Annotated in this window: 20 protein-coding genes and 1 pseudogene; 15 read left to right on the plus strand and 6 right to left on the minus strand. The window is 66.6% G+C overall.

The annotated features are described in order from the left end of the window. Positions 1-5: 5 nt before the first annotated feature. From cobN to PSEK12I1_RS0115975, 3 genes are read left to right on the plus strand one after another with little or no spacing between them, the layout of a single operon-like run. Positions 6-3,755, plus strand: coding sequence for a cobaltochelatase subunit CobN (gene cobN / locus PSEK12I1_RS0115965; RefSeq protein ID WP_027602206.1), 3,750 nt, complete (start codon positions 6-8; stop codon positions 3,753-3,755). A 1-nt stretch (position 3,756) separates the two neighbouring features. Further along, a complete protein-coding gene (locus PSEK12I1_RS0115970) occupies positions 3,757-4,800 on the plus strand; it encodes an ATP-binding protein (protein WP_027599498.1) in 1,044 nt (347 codons plus the stop codon). Between the two features lie 20 nt (positions 4,801-4,820). After that, on the plus strand, positions 4,821-5,465 hold the full coding sequence (locus PSEK12I1_RS0115975) for a VWA domain-containing protein (protein WP_037007024.1): 645 nt from the start codon (positions 4,821-4,823) through the stop codon (positions 5,463-5,465). Positions 5,466-5,581: 116 nt separating this feature from the next. On the opposite strand, the gene PSEK12I1_RS0115980 is transcribed toward PSEK12I1_RS0115975, so the two are convergent. From PSEK12I1_RS0115980 to PSEK12I1_RS0116000, 4 genes are all read right to left on the minus strand, one after another. Further along, positions 5,582-6,502, minus strand: coding sequence for a metal ABC transporter substrate-binding protein (locus PSEK12I1_RS0115980; protein WP_027599496.1), 921 nt, complete (start codon positions 6,500-6,502; stop codon positions 5,582-5,584). Between the two features lie 11 nt (positions 6,503-6,513). Further along, on the minus strand, positions 6,514-7,383 hold the full coding sequence (locus PSEK12I1_RS0115985) for a metal ABC transporter permease (RefSeq protein ID WP_007158472.1): 870 nt from the start codon (positions 7,381-7,383) through the stop codon (positions 6,514-6,516). Next, the gene (gene aztA / locus PSEK12I1_RS0115990) at positions 7,380-8,114 is read right to left on the minus strand and encodes a zinc ABC transporter ATP-binding protein AztA (protein WP_027602208.1); all 735 of its coding nucleotides are present in this window, start codon (positions 8,112-8,114) and stop codon (positions 7,380-7,382) included. Before aztA ends, PSEK12I1_RS0115985 begins: the two co-directional genes overlap by 4 nt. A gap of 267 nt (positions 8,115-8,381) precedes the next feature. Then, positions 8,382-9,479, minus strand: coding sequence for a DNA topoisomerase IB (locus PSEK12I1_RS0116000; protein ID WP_027602209.1), 1,098 nt, complete (start codon positions 9,477-9,479; stop codon positions 8,382-8,384). 90 nt (positions 9,480-9,569) lie between these two features. Here PSEK12I1_RS0116000 and PSEK12I1_RS0116005 point away from each other — a divergent pair, with 90 nt between their 5' ends. The 8 genes and pseudogenes from PSEK12I1_RS0116005 to PSEK12I1_RS0116035 all read left to right on the plus strand — a co-directional run bounded on the left by PSEK12I1_RS0116005 (position 9,570) and on the right by PSEK12I1_RS0116035 (position 15,422). Further along, positions 9,570-9,827: a DUF3253 domain-containing protein gene (locus PSEK12I1_RS0116005; RefSeq protein WP_027602210.1), complete on the plus strand. Its 258-nt coding sequence runs from the start codon at positions 9,570-9,572 to the stop codon at positions 9,825-9,827. Between the two features lie 73 nt (positions 9,828-9,900). Further along, complete coding sequence (locus PSEK12I1_RS0116010) at positions 9,901-10,209, plus strand: PepSY domain-containing protein (protein ID WP_007158467.1); 309 nt, start codon at positions 9,901-9,903, stop codon at positions 10,207-10,209. A 20-nt stretch (positions 10,210-10,229) separates the two neighbouring features. Further along, entirely contained in the window at positions 10,230-10,505 is a 276-nt protein-coding gene (locus PSEK12I1_RS0116015; RefSeq protein WP_007158466.1) for a PepSY domain-containing protein, read from the plus strand. Continuing rightward, positions 10,506-11,171: a response regulator transcription factor gene (locus PSEK12I1_RS0116020; RefSeq protein ID WP_007158465.1), complete on the plus strand. Its 666-nt coding sequence runs from the start codon at positions 10,506-10,508 to the stop codon at positions 11,169-11,171. It begins immediately after the preceding gene. Next, positions 11,168-12,505: a sensor histidine kinase gene (locus PSEK12I1_RS0116025; protein ID WP_027602211.1), complete on the plus strand. Its 1,338-nt coding sequence runs from the start codon at positions 11,168-11,170 to the stop codon at positions 12,503-12,505. Before PSEK12I1_RS0116020 ends, PSEK12I1_RS0116025 begins: the two co-directional genes overlap by 4 nt. A 25-nt stretch (positions 12,506-12,530) precedes the next feature. Next, positions 12,531-13,391, plus strand: a pseudogene (locus PSEK12I1_RS25370) (cache domain-containing protein); the annotation flags it as partial. Between the two features lie 102 nt (positions 13,392-13,493). Continuing rightward, positions 13,494-14,249, plus strand: a complete 756-nt coding sequence (locus PSEK12I1_RS25375; protein ID WP_371099739.1) for a methyl-accepting chemotaxis protein — start codon at positions 13,494-13,496, stop codon at positions 14,247-14,249. Between the two features lie 123 nt (positions 14,250-14,372). Beyond that, positions 14,373-15,422 carry an AI-2E family transporter gene (locus tag PSEK12I1_RS0116035; protein ID WP_027599490.1) on the plus strand — a complete coding sequence of 350 codons (1,050 nt, stop codon included), beginning with the start codon at positions 14,373-14,375 and terminating at the stop codon, positions 15,420-15,422. Positions 15,423-15,470: 48 nt separating this feature from the next. Here the strand turns inward: PSEK12I1_RS0116035 and PSEK12I1_RS0116040 are convergent, their stop codons facing one another. Next, entirely contained in the window at positions 15,471-16,340 is an 870-nt protein-coding gene (locus PSEK12I1_RS0116040; RefSeq protein WP_007158461.1) for a MurR/RpiR family transcriptional regulator, read from the minus strand. Between the two features lie 164 nt (positions 16,341-16,504). On the opposite strand from PSEK12I1_RS0116040, the gene zwf reads away from it, so the two are divergent. The 4 genes from zwf (at position 16,505) to rluB (ending at position 20,685) form a co-directional block, all read left to right on the plus strand. Beyond that, positions 16,505-17,974, plus strand: coding sequence for a glucose-6-phosphate dehydrogenase (zwf, locus tag PSEK12I1_RS0116045; protein WP_027602213.1), 1,470 nt, complete (start codon positions 16,505-16,507; stop codon positions 17,972-17,974). Continuing rightward, complete coding sequence (gene pgl / locus PSEK12I1_RS0116050; protein WP_027602214.1) at positions 17,961-18,671, plus strand: 6-phosphogluconolactonase; 711 nt, start codon at positions 17,961-17,963, stop codon at positions 18,669-18,671. The genes zwf and pgl overlap by 14 nt, the downstream gene beginning before the upstream one ends. 20 nt (positions 18,672-18,691) lie before the next feature. Beyond that, entirely contained in the window at positions 18,692-19,330 is a 639-nt protein-coding gene (locus PSEK12I1_RS0116055) for a bifunctional 4-hydroxy-2-oxoglutarate aldolase/2-dehydro-3-deoxy-phosphogluconate aldolase (protein ID WP_042134440.1), read from the plus strand. A 293-nt stretch (positions 19,331-19,623) separates the two neighbouring features. Continuing rightward, positions 19,624-20,685: a 23S rRNA pseudouridine(2605) synthase RluB gene (gene rluB, locus PSEK12I1_RS23860; RefSeq protein WP_042133979.1), complete on the plus strand. Its 1,062-nt coding sequence runs from the start codon at positions 19,624-19,626 to the stop codon at positions 20,683-20,685. 30 nt (positions 20,686-20,715) lie between these two features. Here rluB and PSEK12I1_RS0116065 read toward each other — a convergent pair whose 3' ends face one another. Beyond that, positions 20,716-21,639 (minus strand): GGDEF domain-containing protein, encoded by a 924-nt coding sequence (locus tag PSEK12I1_RS0116065; protein WP_027599487.1) that lies wholly within the window; start codon positions 21,637-21,639, stop codon positions 20,716-20,718. Positions 21,640-21,717 lie beyond the last annotated feature (78 nt).

Consider the following 21,717-nt stretch of genomic DNA (forward strand, 5'->3'; position numbering starts at 1 on the left):
GCCAGATGCATCTGCTGCGTACCCAGCCGGGCGGCTTCGTCCCCGACGACGGCATCGCCCACCTGGCGCAGACGCCCGGTGAGATCGTCGTGCTCTGCAGTGGCGATTCGCACCTGGCGCTGCTGGCGGAGGCGACCCGTAGCCTGGACGAGGACTATCCGAGTCTGCGCCTGGCCAATCCCATGCAGTTGCAGAACCACGCCTCGGTGGACCTCTATGTCGAGGAGGTGCTGAGCCAGGCTCGGGTGGTGTTCATCTCCCTGCACGGCGGCCAGGGTTACTGGCGTTATGGCATGGAACGGCTGGCCGAGTTGGCCGCGCGGGGGCTGACCCTGATCGCGGTACCCGGCTGCGATCGGCCCGATCCTGAGCTGATGGCCCTGGGTACGGTGGCCCCGGAGCTGGCCGAACGGCTGTGGCGCTATCTGCGCCAAGGAGGGCTGGGCAATGCCCAGGATTTCCTGCATTGCCTGGCGGCCGAATGCCTGGGTGCCCCGTACACCTACCAGCCGCCACGGGAATTGCCGCGGGTGGCGGTCTATCAGCCGGAAGGCCTGGGTCTGGACGGCTGGCGCCAGCACTGGCGACCGGATTGGCCGACCGCGGCGCTGCTGTTCTATCGCACCCATCTGCAGTCGGCCAACACCGCCTTCGTCGACGTCTTCTGCCAACAGCTGGCCGCCGAAGGGCTGAATCCGTTGCCTATCGCCGTAGCCAGTCTCAAGGAGCCGGCCTGTCTGGAGGAGGTGGAGCGGCTGCTGGACGAGATCAACGCCGCGCTGATCCTCAATACCACCGGCTTCGCCCAGTCCAGTCCGGAGCGGCCGAATCTGACGCCGTTCCGTCGCCCCGTGCCGGTGCTCCAGGCCATCTGCGCCCAGGACAATCGCGAACGCTGGCTGGAGAATCCCCAGGGTCTGGGTGCCCGCGACCTGGCCATGCATATCGCCCTGCCGGAATTGGACGGGCGCATCATCACCCGGCCGATCAGCTTCAAGGGCCTGGCCTGGCGCTGCGAGCGCAGCCAGAGCGATGTGGTCAACTACCAGGCCGATGGCGAGCGCATGGCCTTCGTCGCCCGCCTGGCGCGCAACTGGATCGAGCTGGCGCGGCGTCCCGCGGCGGACAAGCGCATCGCCCTGATCCTCGCCAACTATCCGACCCGCGACGGCCGCATCGGCAATGGCGTGGGCCTGGATACCCCGGCGGCAGCGCTCGCGGTGCTGCAGTCCTTGCAGACAGCCGGCTATCCGGTGGCCAACCTGCCGGACAGCGGCACCGCCCTGATCGAGCGTCTGCTCGGTGGGGTGACCAACGACAGCGCCCTGCGCGATCTGCGCCCGGCCTTGCAGAGTCTGGCGCTGCAGGACTACCAGGCGTTGTTCGCCGGGTTGCCGCTCAGCCTGCAGCAGGCGGTGACCGAGCGCTGGGGCGGACCCGAGACCGATCCCATGCACCGTCGCGGTCGGCTCATGGTGGCCGGGGTGCGCTTCGGCCTGACCTTTGTCGGCATCCAGCCGGCACGCGGCTACGACGTCGATCCGGCGGCGGTCTACCACGATCCTGCGCTGGTGCCGCCCCATGGCTACCTGGCCTTCTATTTCTGGCTGCGCGAGGCCTATGGCGCCCAGGCCGTGGTGCATCTGGGCAAGCACGGCAACCTGGAGTGGCTGCCGGGCAAGGGCGTCGGGCTGTCGGCGGAGTGTTGGCCGGACGCCATTCTCGGACCGCTGCCCAACGTCTATCCCTTCATCGTCAACGACCCGGGCGAGGGCGCCCAGGCCAAGCGCCGCACCCAGGCGGTGATCATCGATCACCTGATGCCGCCGCTGACCCGAGCCGAGAGCTACGGGCCGCTGCGCGATCTGGAGCGCCTGGCCGACGAATACTATGACGCCAGCCTGCTGGATCTGCGGCGCGCCACCGAGTTGCGCGGCGAGATCCTGCAACTGGTGCGCGAGACCGCGCTGGATCGCGAGCTGGGGCTGGTGATCACCGACGATCCGGACAGCTGGCTGCCGCAACTGGACGCCTATCTCTGCGATCTCAAGGAATCCCAGATCCGCGACGGCCTGCATGTGTTCGGTGAATCCCCGACCGGGCAATTGCGTCGCGATACCCTGGTGGCGCTCTTGCGCATCCCCCGTGGCGATGCCCAGGGCGGCAATGCCAGTCTGTTGCGGGCGCTGGCCAAGGATCTGCAGCTGGAGTTCGATCCCCTGGCCGCCGACCTGGGCGAGCCCTGGCAAGGGGCGCGCCCGGCTTGCCTGGCGGCGCTGTCCGCCGAACCCTGGCGCACCCTGGGCGATACCCGGGAGCGCCTGGAATTGCTGGCCCTGGCGCTGGTCGCCGCGATGGTCGATGCCGAGCCCTTGCCGTTGGCGCTGGACGAATTGCCGGCGACCCGTCCGGTGCTGGAACACCTGGTCACCCAGGTGGCGCCGGCACTGGACGGCTGTGGCCCCGCTGAAATCGTCGGCCTCCTGGCGGCCCTGGACGGGCGCTTCGTGCCGGCCGGTCCCAGCGGCGCGCCCAGTCGCGGGCGGCTGGATGTCCTGCCCACCGGGCGCAACTTCTTTTCCGTGGACGTGCGCAACCTGCCGAGCATGACCGCCTGGCGGCTCGGCTGGCAGTCGGCCAATCTGCTGCTGGAGCGTCATCTGCAGGAGGAGGGCGACCACCTGCGCCAGCTGGGTCTTTCGGTCTGGGGCACGGCGACCATGAGGACCGGCGGCGACGACATCGCCCAGGCCATGGCGCTGTTGGGTGTGCGCCCGGTGTGGCAGACCGGCAGCGCCCGGGTTGAAGACTTCGAGATCCTGCCGCTGTCGCTGCTGGATCGTCCGCGGGTGGACGTCACCCTGCGCATCTCGGGTTTCTTCCGCGATGCCTTCGGTGGTCTGGTACGGCTGTTCGATGCCGCGGTCCAGGCGGTCGCTGCCCTGGACGAGCCGGACGATCTCAACCCCCTGGCCGCCCAGGTTCGCCACGAGCGCGCTGCCCTGGAAGCGGCCGGTACCGCTGCTGACCTCGCCCGGCGTCAGGCCGGCTGGCGCATCTTCGGCGCCCAGCCCGGTGCCTATGGCGCCGGTGTTCAGGGCGCGGTGGAAGAACGCCAGTGGCAGGATCGCAGCGAACTGGCCACGGCCTACCTCAACTGGGGCGGCTACGCCTATGGCGCCGAGGATGAGGGCACCGCCGCTCGAGATGACTTCTCCCGCCGCCTCGGTCGGCTGCAGGCCGTACTGCAGAACCAGGACAACCGCGAGCACGACCTGCTCGATTCCAACGACTACTACCAGTTCCAGGGCAGCATGCTGGCCGCCGCTGAGACCCTGAGCGGCCAACGGCGCGCCAGCTACTTCGGCGACCATGCCCAGGCCGATCTGCCGAAGATCCGCACCCTGAAGGAAGAGCTGGGCCGCGTGGTGCGCTCCCGGGCAGCCAATCCCAAGTGGATCGCCGGCATGAAGCGCCATGGCTACAAGGGGGCCTTCGAGATGGCCGCCACCGTGGACTACCTGTTCGGCTTCGGCGCCACTACCGAACTGGTGGAGGATCACCAGTACCGGCAACTGGCCGATGCCTATCTGCTCGACGCCGATACCCGTGACTTCGTCGAGCGCCATAACCCCGAGGCCCTGCGCGACATGACCGAGCGCCTGCTGGAGGCCCAGCAGCGCGGTCTCTGGCAACAGCCGGGCGACTACCGCGAAGCCCTCGAACAGCTGCTGATGGATATGGATGAAGCCTGAGATGACCGCCCCTGTCTTTCCCCTGGCCGCCGTGGTCGGCGCAGACAGCCTTAAGTTGGCGCTGTGCCTGAATGCCATCGATCCCCGTATCGGCGGTGTGCTGATCGAAGGTCCCCGGGGCATGGCCAAGTCGACCCTGGCCCGGGGCCTGGCCGATCTGCTCGGCGGCGGTCCCTTCGTCACCCTGCCTTTGGGCGCCAGCGAAGAGCGCATCGTCGGCACCCTGGATCTGGATGCGGCGCTGGGCGAAGGCCGGGCGCGCTTCGCGCCGGGCGTACTGGCGGCGGCCCATGGCGGCGTGCTCTATGTCGACGAGGTCAATCTGCTGCCGGATCACCTGGTCGACCTGCTGCTGGATGTGGCGGCCAGTGGGGTCAACCGGGTGGAGCGCGACGGCATCTCCCATGAGCACGCCGCGCGCTTTTTGCTGGTGGGCACCATGAATCCGGAGGAGGGCGAGTTGCGTCCGCAGTTGCTGGACAGGTTCGGCTTCGCCCTGGCGCTGGACAGCCGGCCGGCCCCCCGGGAGCGGGCGGAGATCCTGCGCCGGCGGCTGGCCTTCGACAGCGATCCGTCAGCCTTCATTGCGCAGTGGGAAGCGGCGCAGGGGGAACTGCGTCAGCGCTGCGCTGTGGCCCGTACACGGCTGGCCGACATTCCACTGGACGATGCCGCCCTGGAGGCCATCACTGCAGGCTGCCACCAGGCCGGTGTCGATGGCCTGCGCGCCGACCTGGTCTGGCTACGCGCGGCGCGCGCCCATGCGGCCTGGCGCGGCGCCACGGCGATCGAAAACGCCGATATCGCCGCCGTGGCCGAATTCGCCTTGCGCCATCGGCGCCGCGAACTGGCGGATGGTCCCTCATTAATACCACCCCTACAGGATGATTTGACTCCCACTACTCTGGAGCGAGAGCCTGGCGATCAACAGGAGCAGGGGGATGCCGAGACCGCGCAGGGCGAGGGCGATAGCTGGGGTGCCCTGGCGCCGGAGCCCACTGCAACGGGTCCCAGACGCCGATTGGGCGGGGCAAAAAAGCCCTAGGCATCCGATCATCCGGCACCCTGGATCGCGATGCCCGAAGCGGGACGGGCAAGGCCGCAGGCGGTCGCCAGGGCGCGCGTTCGCCGGGTACCGAAGGCCCTGTTGCCTGGGTGCCGACGCTGCTCCGCGGGCGTCCCCGTCGCGCGGGTGATCTCCTCCGGCAACCACGCCGGCAGCGTCCGGCCCAGCTTTGGCTGGTGATCCTCGATCACTCCGCGTCCACCCGCCGCCACGGTGCCCTGGCCCAGGCCAAGGGGCTGCTGGCCGACTGGTTCGAGCAGGCCTATCGCCAGCGGGTCAGGGTCGCGGTCCTGCAGACGGCGGGGGCGCGACCCGAATGGTCTTTCCAGGGCCAGCGTAGCGGGCAGGCCCTTCAGGCATGGCTGGAGCAGCTGGGCGCGGGAGGCGGAACGCCTTTGCTGGCGGGACTGGTGGAAGCTCAGGCCTGGTTGACGAGCCGTCGGCGGCAACACCCCGGCGAGGAATGCCAGCTGCTGCTGGTCACCGATGGACGTCTGCGTGAGCTGGAGGGGTTGGCCCTACCGGACTGTCCCATCCGGGTGCTGGATATCGAGTTGGGACCACTGCGCCTGGGACGGGCAGGGGAACTGGCTCGGCGCCTGGGCGCGGAATACCTTCACCTCGAGGAGGTGCCGGTGGTCTAGCCACCGGTGCGGCGTAGGTCGGGTTGAGGCGGTCCCATCGTCGAAGCCCGACATCGGGGAACTCGAGCCTCGTTCTGTTGGGCTTCGCTGCACTCAACCCAACCTACCAGAGAGCCTCAATGCCCGCCCTTCATCGCCTTGACCAGGGTATCCACGTTGTAGCGGAACATGGCGGCATAGGTGGGCGCCGGGCCGTCCGCCGGAGACAGGGCTTCGACGTACAGCTCGCCACCCGGCTGGGCGCCGCTGGCCTTGGCGATCTGCTGTACCAGGCGCGGATCGTTGGAGTTCTCGAAGAAGTAGGTGGCGACATGCTCCTGCTTGATCTGGCGGATCAGCTTGGCGACGTCCTGGGCGGACGCCTCGGCTTCGGTCGATAGCCCCAGCGGCGAGATGAAGGTCACGCCATAGGCGTCGGCGAAGTAGCCGAAGGCATCATGGGAGGTCAGTACCTTGCGTTTGGCCTTGGGTACCTGGCCGATCTGCTCGCGGGCATAGCGATCCAGGGCTTCCAGTTCGGCGATGTAGCGATCGCCGTTGGCCTTGAAGGTGGCCGCGTCCGCCGGATCCACCGCGGACAGCGCCTTCACCACGTTGCGGGTGTAGACGACCACGTTCAGCGGGTTGTTCCAGACATGGGGATCGATACCGCCATGGTCGTGATCATGGTCCGCGTTGCCATGTTCATCCTCGTCTTCCGCCATCTCGCGGGTCTTGATCCCCTCACTGAGCACCACCGGCGGGCGCGCCTGGCCGGAGGCCTTGATCAGGCGGTCCATCCAGCCTTCCAGGTGCAGGCCGCTCATGAACACCACATCGGCCTGCTTCAGCGCCTGGGCATCGGTGGGCGTCGGTTCATAGGCATGGGGATCGCCATTGGGACCGACCAGGGAGGAGACCTGCACCTGATCGCCACCGACCTGTTTGACCACGTCGGCGATCACGGTAAAGGTGGCGACGGCCTTGACCGGTGCGGCCTGGGCCTGGCCGGCAGCGGCGAGCAGGAGGGCAGCGCCCAGGGAGAACAGGGATTTCATGGTGACTCCTTTCAGTGGGTGAGGTGGGGGCGGGGGCGCAGTCGCCGGTAGAGACCCAGGCGACCGAACAGCAGGGACAGGAGGTAGCAGCCACCCGCAGTGAGGACGATGGCCGGACCCGAGGCGCAGCCAAGGTGGTAGGACAGCACCAGGCCGATCAGGCCGCTGAGGCTGGCGATCAGGCTGGCTACCGCCATCAGCCCGGGCAGGCTGTTGGCCCAGAAGCGCGCCGCGGTGGCCGGCAGCATCATCAGACCCACCGCCATCAGGGTGCCCAGGGCCTGGAAGCCGGCGACCAGGTTGAGCACCACCAGCAGCAAAAACAGCAGGTGATAGAGCGAACCGCGACCACCCACGGCGCGCAGGAAGCCCGGATCGAAGCACTCCAGCGCCAGCGGCCGGTAGATCACCGCCAGCACCAGCAGCGACAGGGTGGCGATGCCGGCGACCAGATAGAGCGCCGTGGCGTCGATGGCCAGGATGGTGCCGAACAGCACGTGCAGCAGATCCACGCTGGAGCCGTGCAGTGACACGATCAGCACCCCGGCGGCCAGGGACATCAGATAGAAGCTGGCGAAACTGGCGTCCTCGCGCTGGCTGGTGAAGCGGCTGACCAGGCCGGCGAGACCGGCCACCAGCAGGCCGGCGAGCATCCCGCCGATGCCCATGGCCGGCAGCGACAGCCCGGCGACCATGAAGCCCAGGGCTGCGCCTGGCAGCACGGCATGACTCATGGCATCGCCCACCAGACTCATGCGCCTGAGCATCAGCAGGACACCCACCGGACCGGCGCCCAGCGCCAGGGCCAGGCAGGCCACCAGGGCGCGGCGCATGAAGCCGAATTCGACGAAGGGTTCGACGAGGAATTGATAGAGAGTCATGCGCGTTCACAGACCGCCGCGTTGGCGTCCCAGCGTTCGGCGAGATTGCGCGCGCGGGCCAGATGCTCGCTGACCAGCACCTGATCGGTGTCGCCCCAGGCGATGGCTTCCCGGGCCAGCAGCAGGGTCTCGGGAAAGTGCTGGCGAACCTGCTCCAGATCGTGCAGCACGGCGATCACCGTGCGGCCTTGGCCATGCCAGCGGCGGACGATGGTCAGCAGGTCTGCGGTGGTGCGCGCATCGATGGCGGTGAAAGGCTCGTCCAGCAGCAGCACGGGAGCGTCCTGCAACAGCAGGCGGGCGAACAGTACCCGCTGGAATTGCCCGGACGAGAGAGCGCCGACCAGGCGGTCCTCCAGGCCTTCGAGACCGACCGCCTGCAGCGCCCTGGCCGCTTCCTCCCGGTGGGCGGCGGTCACCCCGCGCCAGAGGCCCAGGCCGCGCCAGGCGCCCAGCACCACGGTTTCCAGCACGCTGAGGGGAAAGCTGCGGTCGATCTCGGCGGCCTGGGGCAGGTAGCCCAGACGGCGTTGCGGCACCGCGCGGCTGACCCGGCCACTGACGGGTCTCAGGGTGCCGGCGATGGCCTTGAGCAGGGTGGACTTGCCGGCGCCATTGGGGCCGACGATGGCGGTGAGGCTGCCGGTCCGGAAGCAGCCACTGAGATGATGGATGGCCGGATGTCGCTGATAGGCCAGGGTCAGGTCCTGGAGTTCGATGGCCGCGCTCATGGCAGGGCGACCGCCCAGAGCACGGCCAGCCACAGGGCGACCAGGGGAATGCTGGCGAGCAGCAGGCGGGCGGGTACGGAGAGCAGTAGAAGGGAAGCGCGCGGGGATGCCATGATCGAGCCTTGGATAACGTGCAAAAGTTATAACATAACAAGTGCAGTAGCGTCATCAGGGCGCGCGGGATGAATCACGCTAGGCCAGCAGGGTCGGGTTTTGCCGCAGAATGTTCCCTGCCCCAAGCAAGAGGCAGGGAAGGGCGCGACCCTGTCAGGCCGCCTGGGTCTCCGCCATCCGCTCTTCCAGCCGTTGCAGGAAGTTGAGCAGCAGCACCTCTTCTTCCTTCAGCCCCTTGCGCTTGCGCGGTTTGGGCAGGGTGCAGAGGTCACCGGCGAGGAAGGCATCCAGCACCCCGGGATGGATGTAGCACTTGCGGCAGACCGCCGGGGTATTGCCCAGGGTGCGGGAAACGGCCTTGACCATGTCCACCAGTTCCTTCTTGGCATCGGTCTGGGTCTCGCAGCGCAATTCGCGCAAGGCTTCCAGGGCAAGGGCGCTGCCCGCCCAGGTGCGATAGTCCTTGGCGGTGAAGTCGGCGCCGGTGAGTTCGTGCAGGTAGGCGTTGACGTCCGACGAGGTCACGGTATGGCGTTCGCCATCACCGTCCACATACTGGAAAAGGTGCTGGCCGGGCAGCTCCAGGCACTTCTTCACGGTGCGCGCCAGCCGCGGATCGCTGACCTTGATGTCGTGCTCCACCCCGCTCTTGCCGCGGAAGTGGAAGGCGATGGTGTTGCCATGCACCTCGGCGTGCCGGTTGCGCAGCGTGGTAAGGCCATAGGACTTGTTGCTCTTGGCATACTGGGCGTTGCCGACCCGGATCAGCGTCGCGTCGAGCAGGCTGATGACCGTGGCCATGACCTTTTCCCGACAGAGGCCGCGGCGGGCGAGATCCTCTTCCACCCGCTGCCGCAGCTTGGGCAGGGCCTGCCCGAAGGCCAGCATCCGCTCGTACTTGTCGGTATCACGGATCTCGCGCCAGCGCGGGTGGTAGCGATACTGCTTGCGACCGCGGGCGTCGCGTCCGGTGGCCTGCAGATGGCCGTTGGCGTCCGGACAGATCCAGACGTCGGTATAGGCCGGCGGGATGGCCAGCTTGTTGATCCGCTCGACTTCCGCCTGGTCGCGGATGCGCTCGCCAGCGGGGGTGAAGTAGGCCCATTTGCCACGCAGCTTGCGCCGGCTCAGACCCGGCTGGCTGTCGTCGACGTAGTTGAGGTCGGGCGGCAGGGGGGTGCAGAGGGCGGTACCGGTGTCGTCACGCTCATCGGCGGAGATGGGCAGGTCGGTCTGGGCGAGGCGTTGCATTACTTTGGAGGGTTTCGAGCGAGAGGTCATGACTGCACCGACGATTTCCTGGTCGAAACGGTGGACTCCAGGAAACAGGACCCGGTTCTCATGACAGCGCTCGAGCCGACCGACGCACAGTTGCGCGAAGCCTTGCTGGCCAAGGCACGGGCGCGCCGCCCAGGGACCACCTTCTGTCCTTCGGAAGTTGCGCGCGACCTTGCGGCGGACTGGCGACCACTAATGGAGCCCCTGCGCGAGGTGGCACGGGAGCTGGCTCGCGCAGGCCAACTACGGGTGACGCAGAAGGGCGAGGTCCTGGATACCGAAGCGATCTGGCGCGGTCCGATCCGATTAAGCTTGGCTTAAGCGGCGTTTAAGTTTCGATTAATGGCCGATGGCTACTCTGGAAACCGTTCAGACAGCAACCAGAGGCATCACCATGAAAAAGCTTACCGCCCTTGCGACCGCCACCCTCTTGCTCACCGGTATGGGCGTTGCCCAGGCCCGCGATCTCGGCCCCGACGAAGCCCTCAAGCTGCGTGACAGCGGCAAGATCAAGAGCTTCGAGGTGCTCAACCAGGCCGCCATCGCCAAGCATCCGGGCTCGACCACCCACGAGACCGAACTGGAAGAAGAATACGGTCGCTACATCTATCAACTGGAACTGCGTGACCCCAAAGGTGTGAAATGGGATCTGGAACTCGACGCCACCACCGGCGAAGTCCTGAAAGATCAGCGCGACGACTGACCGTTGTCCTCGCCGGACTCTTGCTGCTCGGCAGCGTCTCGCCGCTGATCCAGGCCCGCGACCTGGATCAGGACGAGGCCCTCAAGCTGCGCAAGGAGGGGGTTATCCGCCCGCTGGAGACCCTCTTGCAGCGGGTCAACGAACGCTATCCCCAGGCTCGGCTGCTGGAAGCCGAACTGGAAGAAGAAGACGGTCAGTATCGCTACGAGATCGAGATCCTCGTCGGCGATGTCGTCCGCGAACTGGAAATTGGCGCGATGGATGGCGCCATCATGAAGGACGAGGTGGACGACTAGATGCGCCTGTTGCTGGTGGAAGACGATGTCGCCCTGGCCGACGAAATTTCGGCGTTCCTTGCCCGCCAGGGCTATGCCGTGGACTGGCTCGCCGATGGCCGCGACGCTGCCTGGCAGGGTGCTCAGGAGCCCTATGACCTCATCGTGCTCGATCTCGGCCTGCCGGGGCGGCCAGGGCTCGAGGTGCTCAGCGAGTGGCGCGCAAAGGCGCTGGCGACGCCGGTCCTGATTCTGACCGCCCGCGACAGCTGGGCGGAGCGCATCGACGGTCTCAAGGCCGGTGCCGACGACTACCTCACCAAACCCTTTCACCCCGAAGAGCTGGGCCTGCGCATCGCCGCCTTGCTGCGGCGGGTTCGCGGCGTGGCCAACCAGCCGCTCCTGCAGGCCGCCGGACTCGCGCTGGACGAGGCGCGCCAGTGCGTGGTGCGTGGCAGCGAAACCATCTCCCTGAGCGCCGCGGAATTCCGTCTGCTGCGCTGTTTCCTGCTGCATCCCGGGCAGATCCTTTCCAAGACGCGCCTGAACGACCACCTCTACGACGGCGAGAGCGAGCGCGACTCCAATGTCATCGAGGTGCACGTCAATCACCTGCGGCGCAAGCTGGGGCGCGAAGTCATCGAGACGCGGCGCGGCCAGGGCTATCGCCTGGGCGGTGTCGATTGAGGTCCATCCAGGCCCGCCTCAGGGTCGGGCTGGTGGCCATTCTGCTGGTGGCGGGCCTGGTGCTGGTCCTCGGGGGCGCCTGGCTGGTGGACCACGCCTTGCGCCGCTATCTGGAGACCGGGCTGCGCGGCGAGACGGAAAATCTGCTCGCCGCCCTGGTACGTGGGCCCCATGGCCTGCAACTGGACGAGGGCCGCCTGGGCAGCCTCTACACCCGCCCGCTGTCCGGTCGCTATTTCCTCATCGAGATCCCGGCGCTGGATATCCGCTGGCGCTCGCGCTCCCTGTGGGACGCGCAACTGGAAGCGCCGCCCAGGAGTGGCCTGAGCGAGACCCTGGCGGACGGCCCCAGCGGCCAGCGATTGCTCACCTACCGCGCTGACTACCAGCGCTATGGCCAGACGGTAAGCGTCGTGGTGGCCGACGACTACAACCCGCTGTTGACCAACCTGACGCGCATCCTCGCGTTCGGTGCCCTGCTGGGGCTGGCGACCCTGCTGCTGGTCCTTCTGCTGCAACGGCTGATCGTGCGCCGGGCACTGCGCCCGCTGGACCAGGTGCGCGAGCAGATCGCCCAGCTGCATCAGGGGCGCCGTTCGACGCTGGACGCCGGCGTGCCCATCGAGCTTGCGCCGCTGGTGGAGGAGATGAACGCCTTGCTGCGCCATACCGAGGACGGCCTGAAGCGCGCGCGGCATGGCATCGGCAACCTGGGGCATGCGCTCAAGACGCCGCTGGCGGTGCTCACCAGCCTGGCCGAGCGTCCCGAGCTCCAGGCACTGCCCGAGCAGCGCGAGGTCTTGCGCGAGCAACTGGCGCGTATCCGCCAGCGGCTGGAGCGGGAGTTGCGCCGCGCCCGGCTAGCCGGCGAGGCCCTGCCAGGCGCTCATCTGGATGCCGCCGAACTGCGCGAGCTCTGCCGGCTGCTCAATCGCCTGCATGGCGAGCACCTGCGGTTCGACTGCCATCTGCCCGAAGGACTGCGCCTGCCCTGGGACCGGGAAGACCTGCTGGAGCTGTTCGGTACCCTGCTGGACAATGCCGGAAAGTGGGCGGATCGGCAGGTTCGGCTGGAGGTGGCGCAGCGGGAAGAGGGCTATCTGATCAGGATCGAGGACGACGGACCCGGCGTGCCGGAGGCGCAGCGCGAGGCCATCCTCGAGCGGGGTTCCCGGCTGGACGAGGCGGTGGCCGGTCATGGCCTGGGGCTGGGGATCGCCAAGGACATCGTCGAAGGTTGCGGTGGAACCCTCGCCCTTGAGACTTCCCGGCTGGGTGGGCTGGCGGTGGTCATCCGCCTTCCGGCGCCGGTGCGCACAGCGTCTACGAGGTGACTTCTCGGTCAAGTTCTGCAGCGCGATGCCGATAACGGCATCAGCTCTTGCAATCAAGGAGAACCTCGTGAGCCTCAAACTTAAAGTCACCTTTCTGGCGGTCCTGCCCGTCTGCCTGTTCACGCTCGTGCTGGGTGGTCTGTCTTACTGGGTCTTGCACGAGCAGGCGCTCAAGGACGTCGCCGATGCCCGCGAGCGGCTGATGGTGCAGAGTCGCAACGGCCTGCAGAACACCGTGGAAGCGGCCATGACCGTGGTCAAGCCGCTGTACGACAAGGCCGCCGCGGGTGATACCGAGGCGCGCCAGGAGGCCATCCGCCTGCTGTCCGCCATCAGCTACGGCAAGGATGGCTATATCTTCGGCTACGATTCCAACGTGGTCCGCCTGTTCAAGGGCAACGACCCGGCCGGGATCGGCAAGAGCTTCAAGGACAATCGCGATCCCAGCGGCGTCTACCTCAACCAGGAACTGGTCCGGGTCGGCAAGGATGGCTCGCATTTCAGTCGCTACAGCTCTTCGCTGCCGGGCAACAAGGACGTGCTGGTGCCCAAGCTCGCCTATACCGACTACCTGCCCAAGTGGGATCTGGTGATCGGTTCCGCGGTGAACCTGGATGGCGTGGAGGCCGAGGTCGCCGCCGTGGCCGACCAGGTCGCCAAGCGTACCCAGGACCAGCTCTGGCTAATCTTCGGTACCTCCGGCGTGCTGCTGGTGGTGATAGGTATCGCCGCGCAACTTTTTGCCGCCCGGACCCTCAGGCCCCTGGCGCAGATTCGCGAGAACCTCGATGACATCGCCGCCGGCGAGGGTGATCTGACCCGCCGCCTGCCGGTCAACGGGCGTGACGAGATCGGTGAACTCGCCGCTGCCTTCAATCGCTTCGTCGATCGCATCCAGGGCACCATCGCCCAGGTCGTCGACATCACCCACCAGTTCACCGGTCTGCTTGACGATGTGGCCCAGCAGGCCCAGCGCACCGATCGCGACATGCAGCGTCAGCGCAGCGAAACCGATCAGGTGGCGACCGCCATCAACCAGATGTCCGCCGCGGCACAGGAGGTGGCGAGCAGCGCCCTGCGGGCCTCCGAAGCCACCCGCCAGACCGAGGAGAAGGGCCGGCTGGCCCGGGAGACGGTGGCCACCAGCGTGGCGCGCATCCACGAGCTGGTCGAGGAGGTACGCCAGAGCAGCGTCTCCCTCGATGGCCTCAAGCAGGACGTCGGCGCCATCGTCGGCGTACTGGACGTGATCCGCGCCATTGCCGAACAGACCAATCTGTTGGCACTCAACGCTGCCATCGAAGCGGCTCGGGCCGGTGAGGCCGGTCGCGGCTTCGCCGTGGTCGCCGACGAAGTACGCGCGCTGGCCAGCCGGACGCAGCAGAGCACCCAGGAAATCCAGGGCATGATCGATCGTCTGCAGCAGGCCACTGGCCGTGCGGTGGGTGCCATGGAGCGCTCGGGAGGCATGGGCGAGGCCACTACGGCCCAGGCCGAGCAGGCGGGGACAGCCCTGGCTGCCATCAGCGAATTGATCGCCACCATCAATGCCATGAACACCCAGATCGCCAGTGCGGCGGAAGAGCAGACAGCGGTGGCGGAGGAGATCAATCGCAGCGTCCATACCATCGCCGGTGCCGTGGACAGCATGGCCCAGGGGGCTCAACAGGGTGCCCAGAGTACTGCCGGCATGGTCGGTCTGGGCGAGCGGCTGGACGGATTGGTTCGCCAGTTCCGTGTATGATCGCCGGCGCGTCGGGTTCTCCGGCGCGCCTCTTCAGGTCGAGTTGGGGGTGCTCACGGGAACCCCACGGCTTCCGAGGCTCTAAGCAAGGCCTGTCATCCTTGTTTGGAATCGCGAAAGCCAATGAAAAGTGCTCGGCTGGAAAACAAGACGTTCCTGATCCTGCTGGTGGTGGTCTCACTGGCCTTCGTCTGGATCCTCACCCCGTTCCTGGGGGCGGTGTTCTGGGGCGCCATCCTCGCCATCCTGTTCGCCCCGCTGCAGCGCTGGTTCGTCCGCCGCTTCAACAACAGGCGCAACCTCGGGGCGCTCTGCACCCTGTTCGTGATCCTGCTCATCGTCATCCTGCCGGTGGTGTTCATCGCCATTTCCCTGGTCCAGGAAGGCTCGCTGCTGTATCAGCAGATCAGCAGCGGTCAGCTCAACTTCGGCCAGTACTACCAACAGATCTGGGGCGCCTTGCCGGATTCGGTACGCAGCGTCCTGCAGCGCTTTGGTGCCGGTGACCTGGACGGCATCCGCCAGAAGCTCTCCGCTGGTGCCATGCAGGGCAGCCAGTGGGTCGCCACCCAGGCCTTCAGCTTCGGGCAGGGCACCTTCCAGTTCCTGATCGGCTTCGGCGTGATGCTCTATCTGCTGTTCTTCCTGCTGCGCGACGGTTCGCAGCTGGTGGCGCTGATCCGCAAGGCCATTCCGCTGAGCGACATGCACAAGCGCAGCCTGATGGCCAAGTTCACCGCCGTGGTGCGCGCCACGGTCAAGGGCAACATCATCGTGGCCGTGGTGCAGGGCGCCCTGGGCGGCTTCATCCTCGGCGTGCTGGGTGTGCAGGGCGCGGTGCTCTGGGGCACCCTGATGGCCTTCCTCTCGCTGTTGCCCGCGGTGGGCTCGGCGCTGATCTGGGTACCGGTGGCCATCTACTTCCTGGCCACGGGAGCGGTGATCAAGGGTGTGATCCTGATCGTCTTCGCCGTGGTGGTGATCGGCCTGGTGGACAACCTGCTGCGCCCCATCCTGGTCGGCAAGGACACCAAGATGCCCGACTACGTGGTGCTGATCTCCACCATCGGCGGCATGTCGCTGTTCGGCCTCAACGGCTTCGTCATCGGCCCGCTGATCGCCGCGCTGTTCATGTCGACCTGGGACCTGTTCAGCCACCGCGACGATATTTGAAGGACGACGTGCTCCAGGGGACTGGAGCACACGAACGGGCAGCGCGCGTCAGCCCTGGTCGGGCTCCGAGGGATAGCGGGTCGCGACCAGACTTTCCTTGACCTTGCGCAGGTGCGGCTGGAAGTCCACGCCGCGCTTGAGCGTGACCCCGGTAGCCAGGATGTCCAGCACGGTGAGCTGGATGATCCGCGAGGTCATGGGCATGTAGATGTCGGTGTCTTCCGGCAGCGGAATGTCCAGGCTGTGGGTGCAGACCTTGGCCAGCGGGGTGTTGCTGGCGGTGAGGCCGAGCACCGAGGCGCCGTTGTCGCGGGCCAGCTTGGCCACGTCCACCAGTTCGCGGGTGCGGCCGGTGTAGGAGATGATCACGAAGAGATCTCCGGTCCTGGCGATGGAGGCGAGCATCCGCTGCATCAGCACGTCCGAATGCGCCGACACCGCCATGTTGAAGCGAAAGAACTTGTGCTGGGCGTCGAGGGCCACGGGCGCCGAGGCACCCAGGCCGAAGAAGTGGATCTGCCGCGCCTGGATCATCAGATCGACCGCGCGATCCACGGTGCGGGCGTCCAGGCGCTGGCGGGCGCTGTCCAGCGAGGCGATGGTGCTGCTGAAGATCTTTTCCGCGTAGGCCTCGGGTTCGTCGTTGGCTTCCACCGCCTGGCTGACATAGACCGCGCCACTGGCGATGCTTTGCGCCAGCTGGATCTTCATTTCCGGATAGCCGCTCACGCCCAGGGAACGGCAGAAGCGGTTGACGGTGGGCTCGCTGACCTGGGCCGCCTGGGCCAGGGCGGCGATGGTGTAGCGGGTGGCCTGCCGGGGATTCTGCAGAATGACCTCGGCGACCTTGCGTTCTGCGCGGTTGAGTTCGCCGATACGGGTCTGGATGGTTTGCAGCAGGGTGCTGGCACGATCCATGAGAACTCCTAGTGGTTGTTGTGCCTCTATCCTAAGGCTATAAAAGGTGTGGGCCGGGCTTACCCCTGCGCCGTATTTTTTAATATAAAGACTACGCGAATCGCCCCGGCTCCCCTATGATGGTGCTGGAATATCTCAAACTTTAAGTAAAAGAACGAATATTTATGGCTGGCGTCCGAGTTCTACCCTGTACCCTGGCAATCTTCGGCGCGTTGGGCGATCTGGCCCTGCGCAAACTTTTCCCTGCCCTGTATCAGCTGGATCGTGAAGGTCTGCTGCACGAGGATACCCGCATCATGGCGCTGGCGCGTGACCAGGGCGATGGGGTCAAGCAGCTGGAGCACATCGAGGAGCGCCTGCGCCACTATGTGCCCAAGGCCGATTGGGACGAAGCGGTATGGACCCGGATGCGTGGTCGTCTCGGCTATCGCGCCATCGATTTCCGCAATCGCGAAGACTATACGGGACTTGCCGAGGATGTGGGTGAGACGTCGCCGCTGATCGCCTATTTCGCCACCCCGGCGCTGGTCTACAGCGCCATCTGCGAGAACCTCGCCGCCGTCGGCCTGTGCGAGCGCACCCGGGTGGTGATGGAAAAGCCCATCGGCTACGACCTGGAATCCTCCAAGGTGGTCAACGATGCGGTGGCGCGCTTCTTTCCCGAAGACCGCGTCTATCGCATCGACCACTACCTGGGCAAGGAAACCGTCCAGAACCTCATCGCCCTGCGTTTCGCCAACAGCCTGTTCGAGACCCAGTGGAACCAGAACTACATCTCCCACGTGGAGATCACCGTGGCCGAGAAGGTCGGCATCGAGGGTCGCTGGGGCTACTTCGACCAGGCCGGCCAGCTGCGCGACATGGTGCAGAACCACCTGCTGCAACTGCTCTGCCTGACCGCCATGGATCCACCGGCGGATCTTTCCGCCGACAGCATCCGCGACGAGAAGGTCAAGGTGCTCAAGGCGCTGGAGCCCATCACCGCCGACCAGCTCGCCAGCCGGGTGGTCCTGGGTCAGTACACCTCCGGCTACAGCGACGGCAAGCCGGTGCCGGGCTATCTGGAAGAGCCCAATTCCAACACCGAGAGCCGCACCGAGACCTTTGTCGCCATCCGGGCGGACATCCGCAACTGGCGCTGGTCCGGCGTGCCTTTCTACCTGCGCACCGGCAAGCGCATGCCGCAGAAGCTTTCGCAGATCGTCATCCATTTCAAGGAACCACCGCACTACATCTTCGCTCCTGAGCAGCGCAGCCTGATCAGCAACCGCCTGATCATCCGCATCCAGCCGGACGAGGGCATCTCGCTGCAGGTGATGAGCAAGGATCAGGGCCTGCGCAAGGGCATGCAGCTGCGCAGCGGTCCGCTGCAGCTCAACTTCTCCGAGACCTTCAAGCACCTGCGCACGCCGGATGCCTATGAGCGACTGCTGCTGGAAGTCATGCAGGGCAACCAGTCGCTGTTCGTCCGCAAGGACGAGATCGAGGCGGCCTGGAAATGGTGCGACCAGCTGATGGATGGCTGGTCGAAGATGGGCGATTCGCCCAAGTCCTATGCCGCCGGCAGCTGGGGTCCGCTGACCTCCATCGCACTGATCGCACGAGACGGGAGATCCTGGTATGGCGACGTCTGATCTGGGGCAGGGCGTGACCCTGCGCGAACTGCCTGACCGCGACGCCCACGCCGCGGCGCTGGCCGAGACCGTTACCACCGCGCTGCGCGAAGCCCTGGCGGCCCGCGGCGGGGCGCTGCTGATCGTCTCCGGCGGTCGCAGTCCGGTGCCCTTTCTGGAGCGCCTGGCCCAGGCCGAGCTGGACTGGTCCAGGGTGTTGGTGACCCTGGCGGACGAGCGCTGGGTACCCGCTGACCATCCGGACAGCAATGCCGGTCTGCTGCGCAAGCACCTGTTCCAGGGGCCTGCCGCCGCGGCCGGCTTCGTCGACCTCTACAGCCCGGCCAGCTCCACGGAAGAGGGCATGGCCCTGACCGAAGCCCGGTTGCGCGACGCCCTGGCGACGCCCGATGTGCTGGTGCTGGGCATGGGTGACGACGCCCATACCGCCTCGCTGTTCCCCGGCAGTCCCGGCCTGGAAGAGGCCCTGGACCCGGCCAGCGAGCGCCTCAGCTTTCTCGGCGTGGCACCGTCCGCGCCCCAGACCCGCATCACTCTGAGCCGTGCCTACCTGAGCCGCGCGCGGCAACAGATCCTCGCCATCCAGGGCGCAGGCAAGCGACAGGTGCTGGAAACCGCTCTGGCCGAGGGCGACGAGCTGGCCACTCCGATCAAGGCGTTCCTGCGCGAACCCCTGGTCGTCTTTTGGTGCCCCTGACGAGGAGTTGAGTTTTGGACATGCAGAACAAGATCGCGACCCTAGATGCCCTGTGCGCCCGCGCGCGGATCCTGCCGGTGATCGTGATCAACGATCCCGCTGACGTGCTGCCGTTCGCCGACGCCATGGCTGCGGGGGGACTGACCGCCTTGGAAATCACCCTGAGATCGGCCCACGGGCTGGACGCGGTGCGCCTGCTGCGCCAGGAACGTCCCGAGCTGGATGTCGGTGTGGGCACCGTGCTGGACGTGCGGATGTTCGACGCCGCGGTCGAGGCCGGCGCCCAGTTCATCGTCACCCCGGGCACCACCGAGGAGATCCTCCAGGCCGGGGTATCGGCGCCCATCCCGCTGCTGCCCGGCATCGCCACGCCCTCGGAGATCATGCAGGCTTACCGCCTGGGTTATCGCCGCTTCAAGCTGTTTCCTGCCAACGTCTATGGCGGCGTGGATGCGCTCAAGGCCTTTGCCGGTCCCTTCGCCGAACTCAAGTTCTGCCCCACCGGCGGCGTCAACCCGGGCAACGTGAAGAACTACTTCCAGCAGCCCAACCTGCTGTGCGTCGGCGGCAGCTGGATGCTGCCCGGCGACGTGGTGAAGGCCAAGGACTGGAACCGCGTCGAGCAGCTGTGCCGCGACGCCCTGGCCACACTGGACTGACACTGCGGCCATCCGTCACCCGCCAGGCTAGTGCGGTGTCTCTGAAGTTCGCGCAAGAATTGGCGAGTGATTTTTTGGCTATGGCTAGGCGCCGGTACGAGTCATAGCAGGGCTATGGCGAGGAGTGGCAACGCCGCCATAGCCGAAAAAGCGCCGCCAAAATTGTGCAGTCAACTTCTGAGACACCACACTCGCTAGGCTGGCGCGAGCAGGGGCGCTATCATGCGCCCCTGTCTTTTTCCTGGCGCCCGTTCCGTGGCGCCTTTGTCGTCCACTACACCGGGAGGTGCCTGATGACCCTCGACAAGAATCCCCCAAACGAAATCCTCGAAGAAAGCGCACCCGCGCCGGCTGGCGAAAAGCTGCAGAAGGTGCTGTCGCGCCTGGGCGTCGGCTCTCGTCGCGACGTCGAGGCCTGGATCGGCGAAGGCCGCATCAAGGTCAACGGCGTGGTCGCGCCCCTGGGCCTGCGCGTCATGCCCAAGGACGCCATCGCGGTGGACGGTCGCCTGCTCAAGCGCGACCAGGCCGAGGAAGTGGTACGCCGCGTGCTGATCTATAACAAGCCCGAAGGCGAGATCTGCACCCGTGACGATCCCGAAGGCCGACCCACCGTCTTCGACCGCCTGCCCAAGCCCAAGCAGGGCCGCTGGATCAATGTCGGTCGCCTGGATATCAATACCACCGGCCTGCTGCTGTTCACCACCGATGGCGAACTGGCCAACCGGCTGATGCACCCGTCCTACCAGATGGACCGCGAGTACGCGGTACGGGTACGGGGCGAGGTGACCGAAGAGATGCTGCTGCGCCTGAAGAACGGGGTGATCCTCGAAGACGGCCCGGCGCGCTTCACCGATGTCCAGCAGGCGCCGGAAGGCGACGGCTTCAACCACTGGTTCCATTGCGTGGTGATGGAAGGCCGCAACCGCGAAGTCCGCAGGCTGTGGGAATCCCAGGGCCTGGTGGTGAGCCGGTTGAAGCGCGTACGTTTCGGTCCGGTGTTCATGACCAGCGATCTGCCGGTCGGGCGCTGGCGCGAGATGACCCAGGGGGAGATCGACATCCTCGCGGGCGAAGTCGGCCTGCCGCCGGTGGCGCTGCCGTCCATGGGCGGCAAGACTAAGGAAAAGCTCGAGCGTCAGCAGCGCAAGACGGCGCGGCCGATCGATGCCGGTCGGGGTTCGCGCAACAAGCTCAACAAGACGGGCAAGACCGGCAAGCCCCAGGGGTCGGCCGTGGCCGAGCGTCCCAGCGAAATGGGCCGCAAGCCGGTCAGCAAGGGCCGTACCTCGCCGGGCATCGCCCCGCGTCGTGGTCCCAGTGGCGGCGGTACCGGCAAGGGCGGTCGCCGCTAAGCAGAGAGGTCGCCTGGTCCCAGGCGACCGCTAGGCCAGGCTGCAGAATCGATTGCGGCCTTCGGCCTTGGCCTGATAGAGGGCGCGATCCGCGCGCAGCAGCAGGCAGCGCGGAGACTCGACGTCGCGCAGGGTCGCCAGGCCCAGGCTCAGGGTGACCGGTAACGGGATGGCACCGGCGGTCTCCGACTGGGCCTCCACCGCCGCTCTCAGGCGTTCCGCCACGATATGCGCCGCTTCATGGCCAGTGGCCGACAGCAGTACACAGAATTCCTCGCCGCCAAAGCGAAAGACCATGTCCATGCTTCTCAGGCTGTTGCCGAGGGTGCGGGCGGTCTGGCGCAGCACGTCGTCACCGACGCTGTGGCCGAATCTGTCGTTGATGCGCTTGAAGTGATCCAGGTCCAGCATCAGCAGCGACAGCGGCTGCTGGGTGCGGCGGGCGAGTTCCAGTTCCCGCACCAGGGCACGATCCAAGGCGCTGCGATTGCCGACACCGGTCAAGGCATCGCGCAGGGCGTTGTTCTGGGCCTCGCGGTAGAGCAGGGCGTTGCGCAGGGGAAACAGCAGGCTGCCGAGCAGGTATTCCAGCGCCCCGAGTTCGCTGTCCTGGAAGCGCTCCTGACGGTAGAAGGTCAGATCGCCCAGACGCAGGTCCCCCTGGCTCAGGTGATAGTGCACCTGATGACCCTGTTCTTCGCCCAGGCCGATGGCCACGTCTTCCGCGGCATGTCGGTAGGTGAGGCCGGGCAGGTCCACCAGGGTATCAACCTCCTGCCGGAAGAGTTGCAGGACCCGTTCGAGCTCCAGCGAGGTCTGCAGGACGCTGAGCAGCCGCTGACGCAGTGCGCCCAGCACAGCCGGATCGCTGTCGCGGGCGGGGGCGGCCAGGTTGGCGTTGCGCTGCTGGCGAGCGCGATCGAGATTGATGGTGTTGGACGAGGGCGGGACCATGCCTGTTCTCCTTGGCGGATAGTCCCTCTACAGCGAGAAGCGTGCCAGTCTTTCAGCGCCATTAAAATCAATGACTTA

Origin of the sequence: Pseudomonas sp. MOIL14HWK12:I1, assembly GCF_000510705.1 — a bacterium.
In the GTDB taxonomy this organism is placed as follows: Bacteria; Pseudomonadota; Gammaproteobacteria; order Pseudomonadales; family Pseudomonadaceae; genus Chryseomonas; species Chryseomonas oryzihabitans.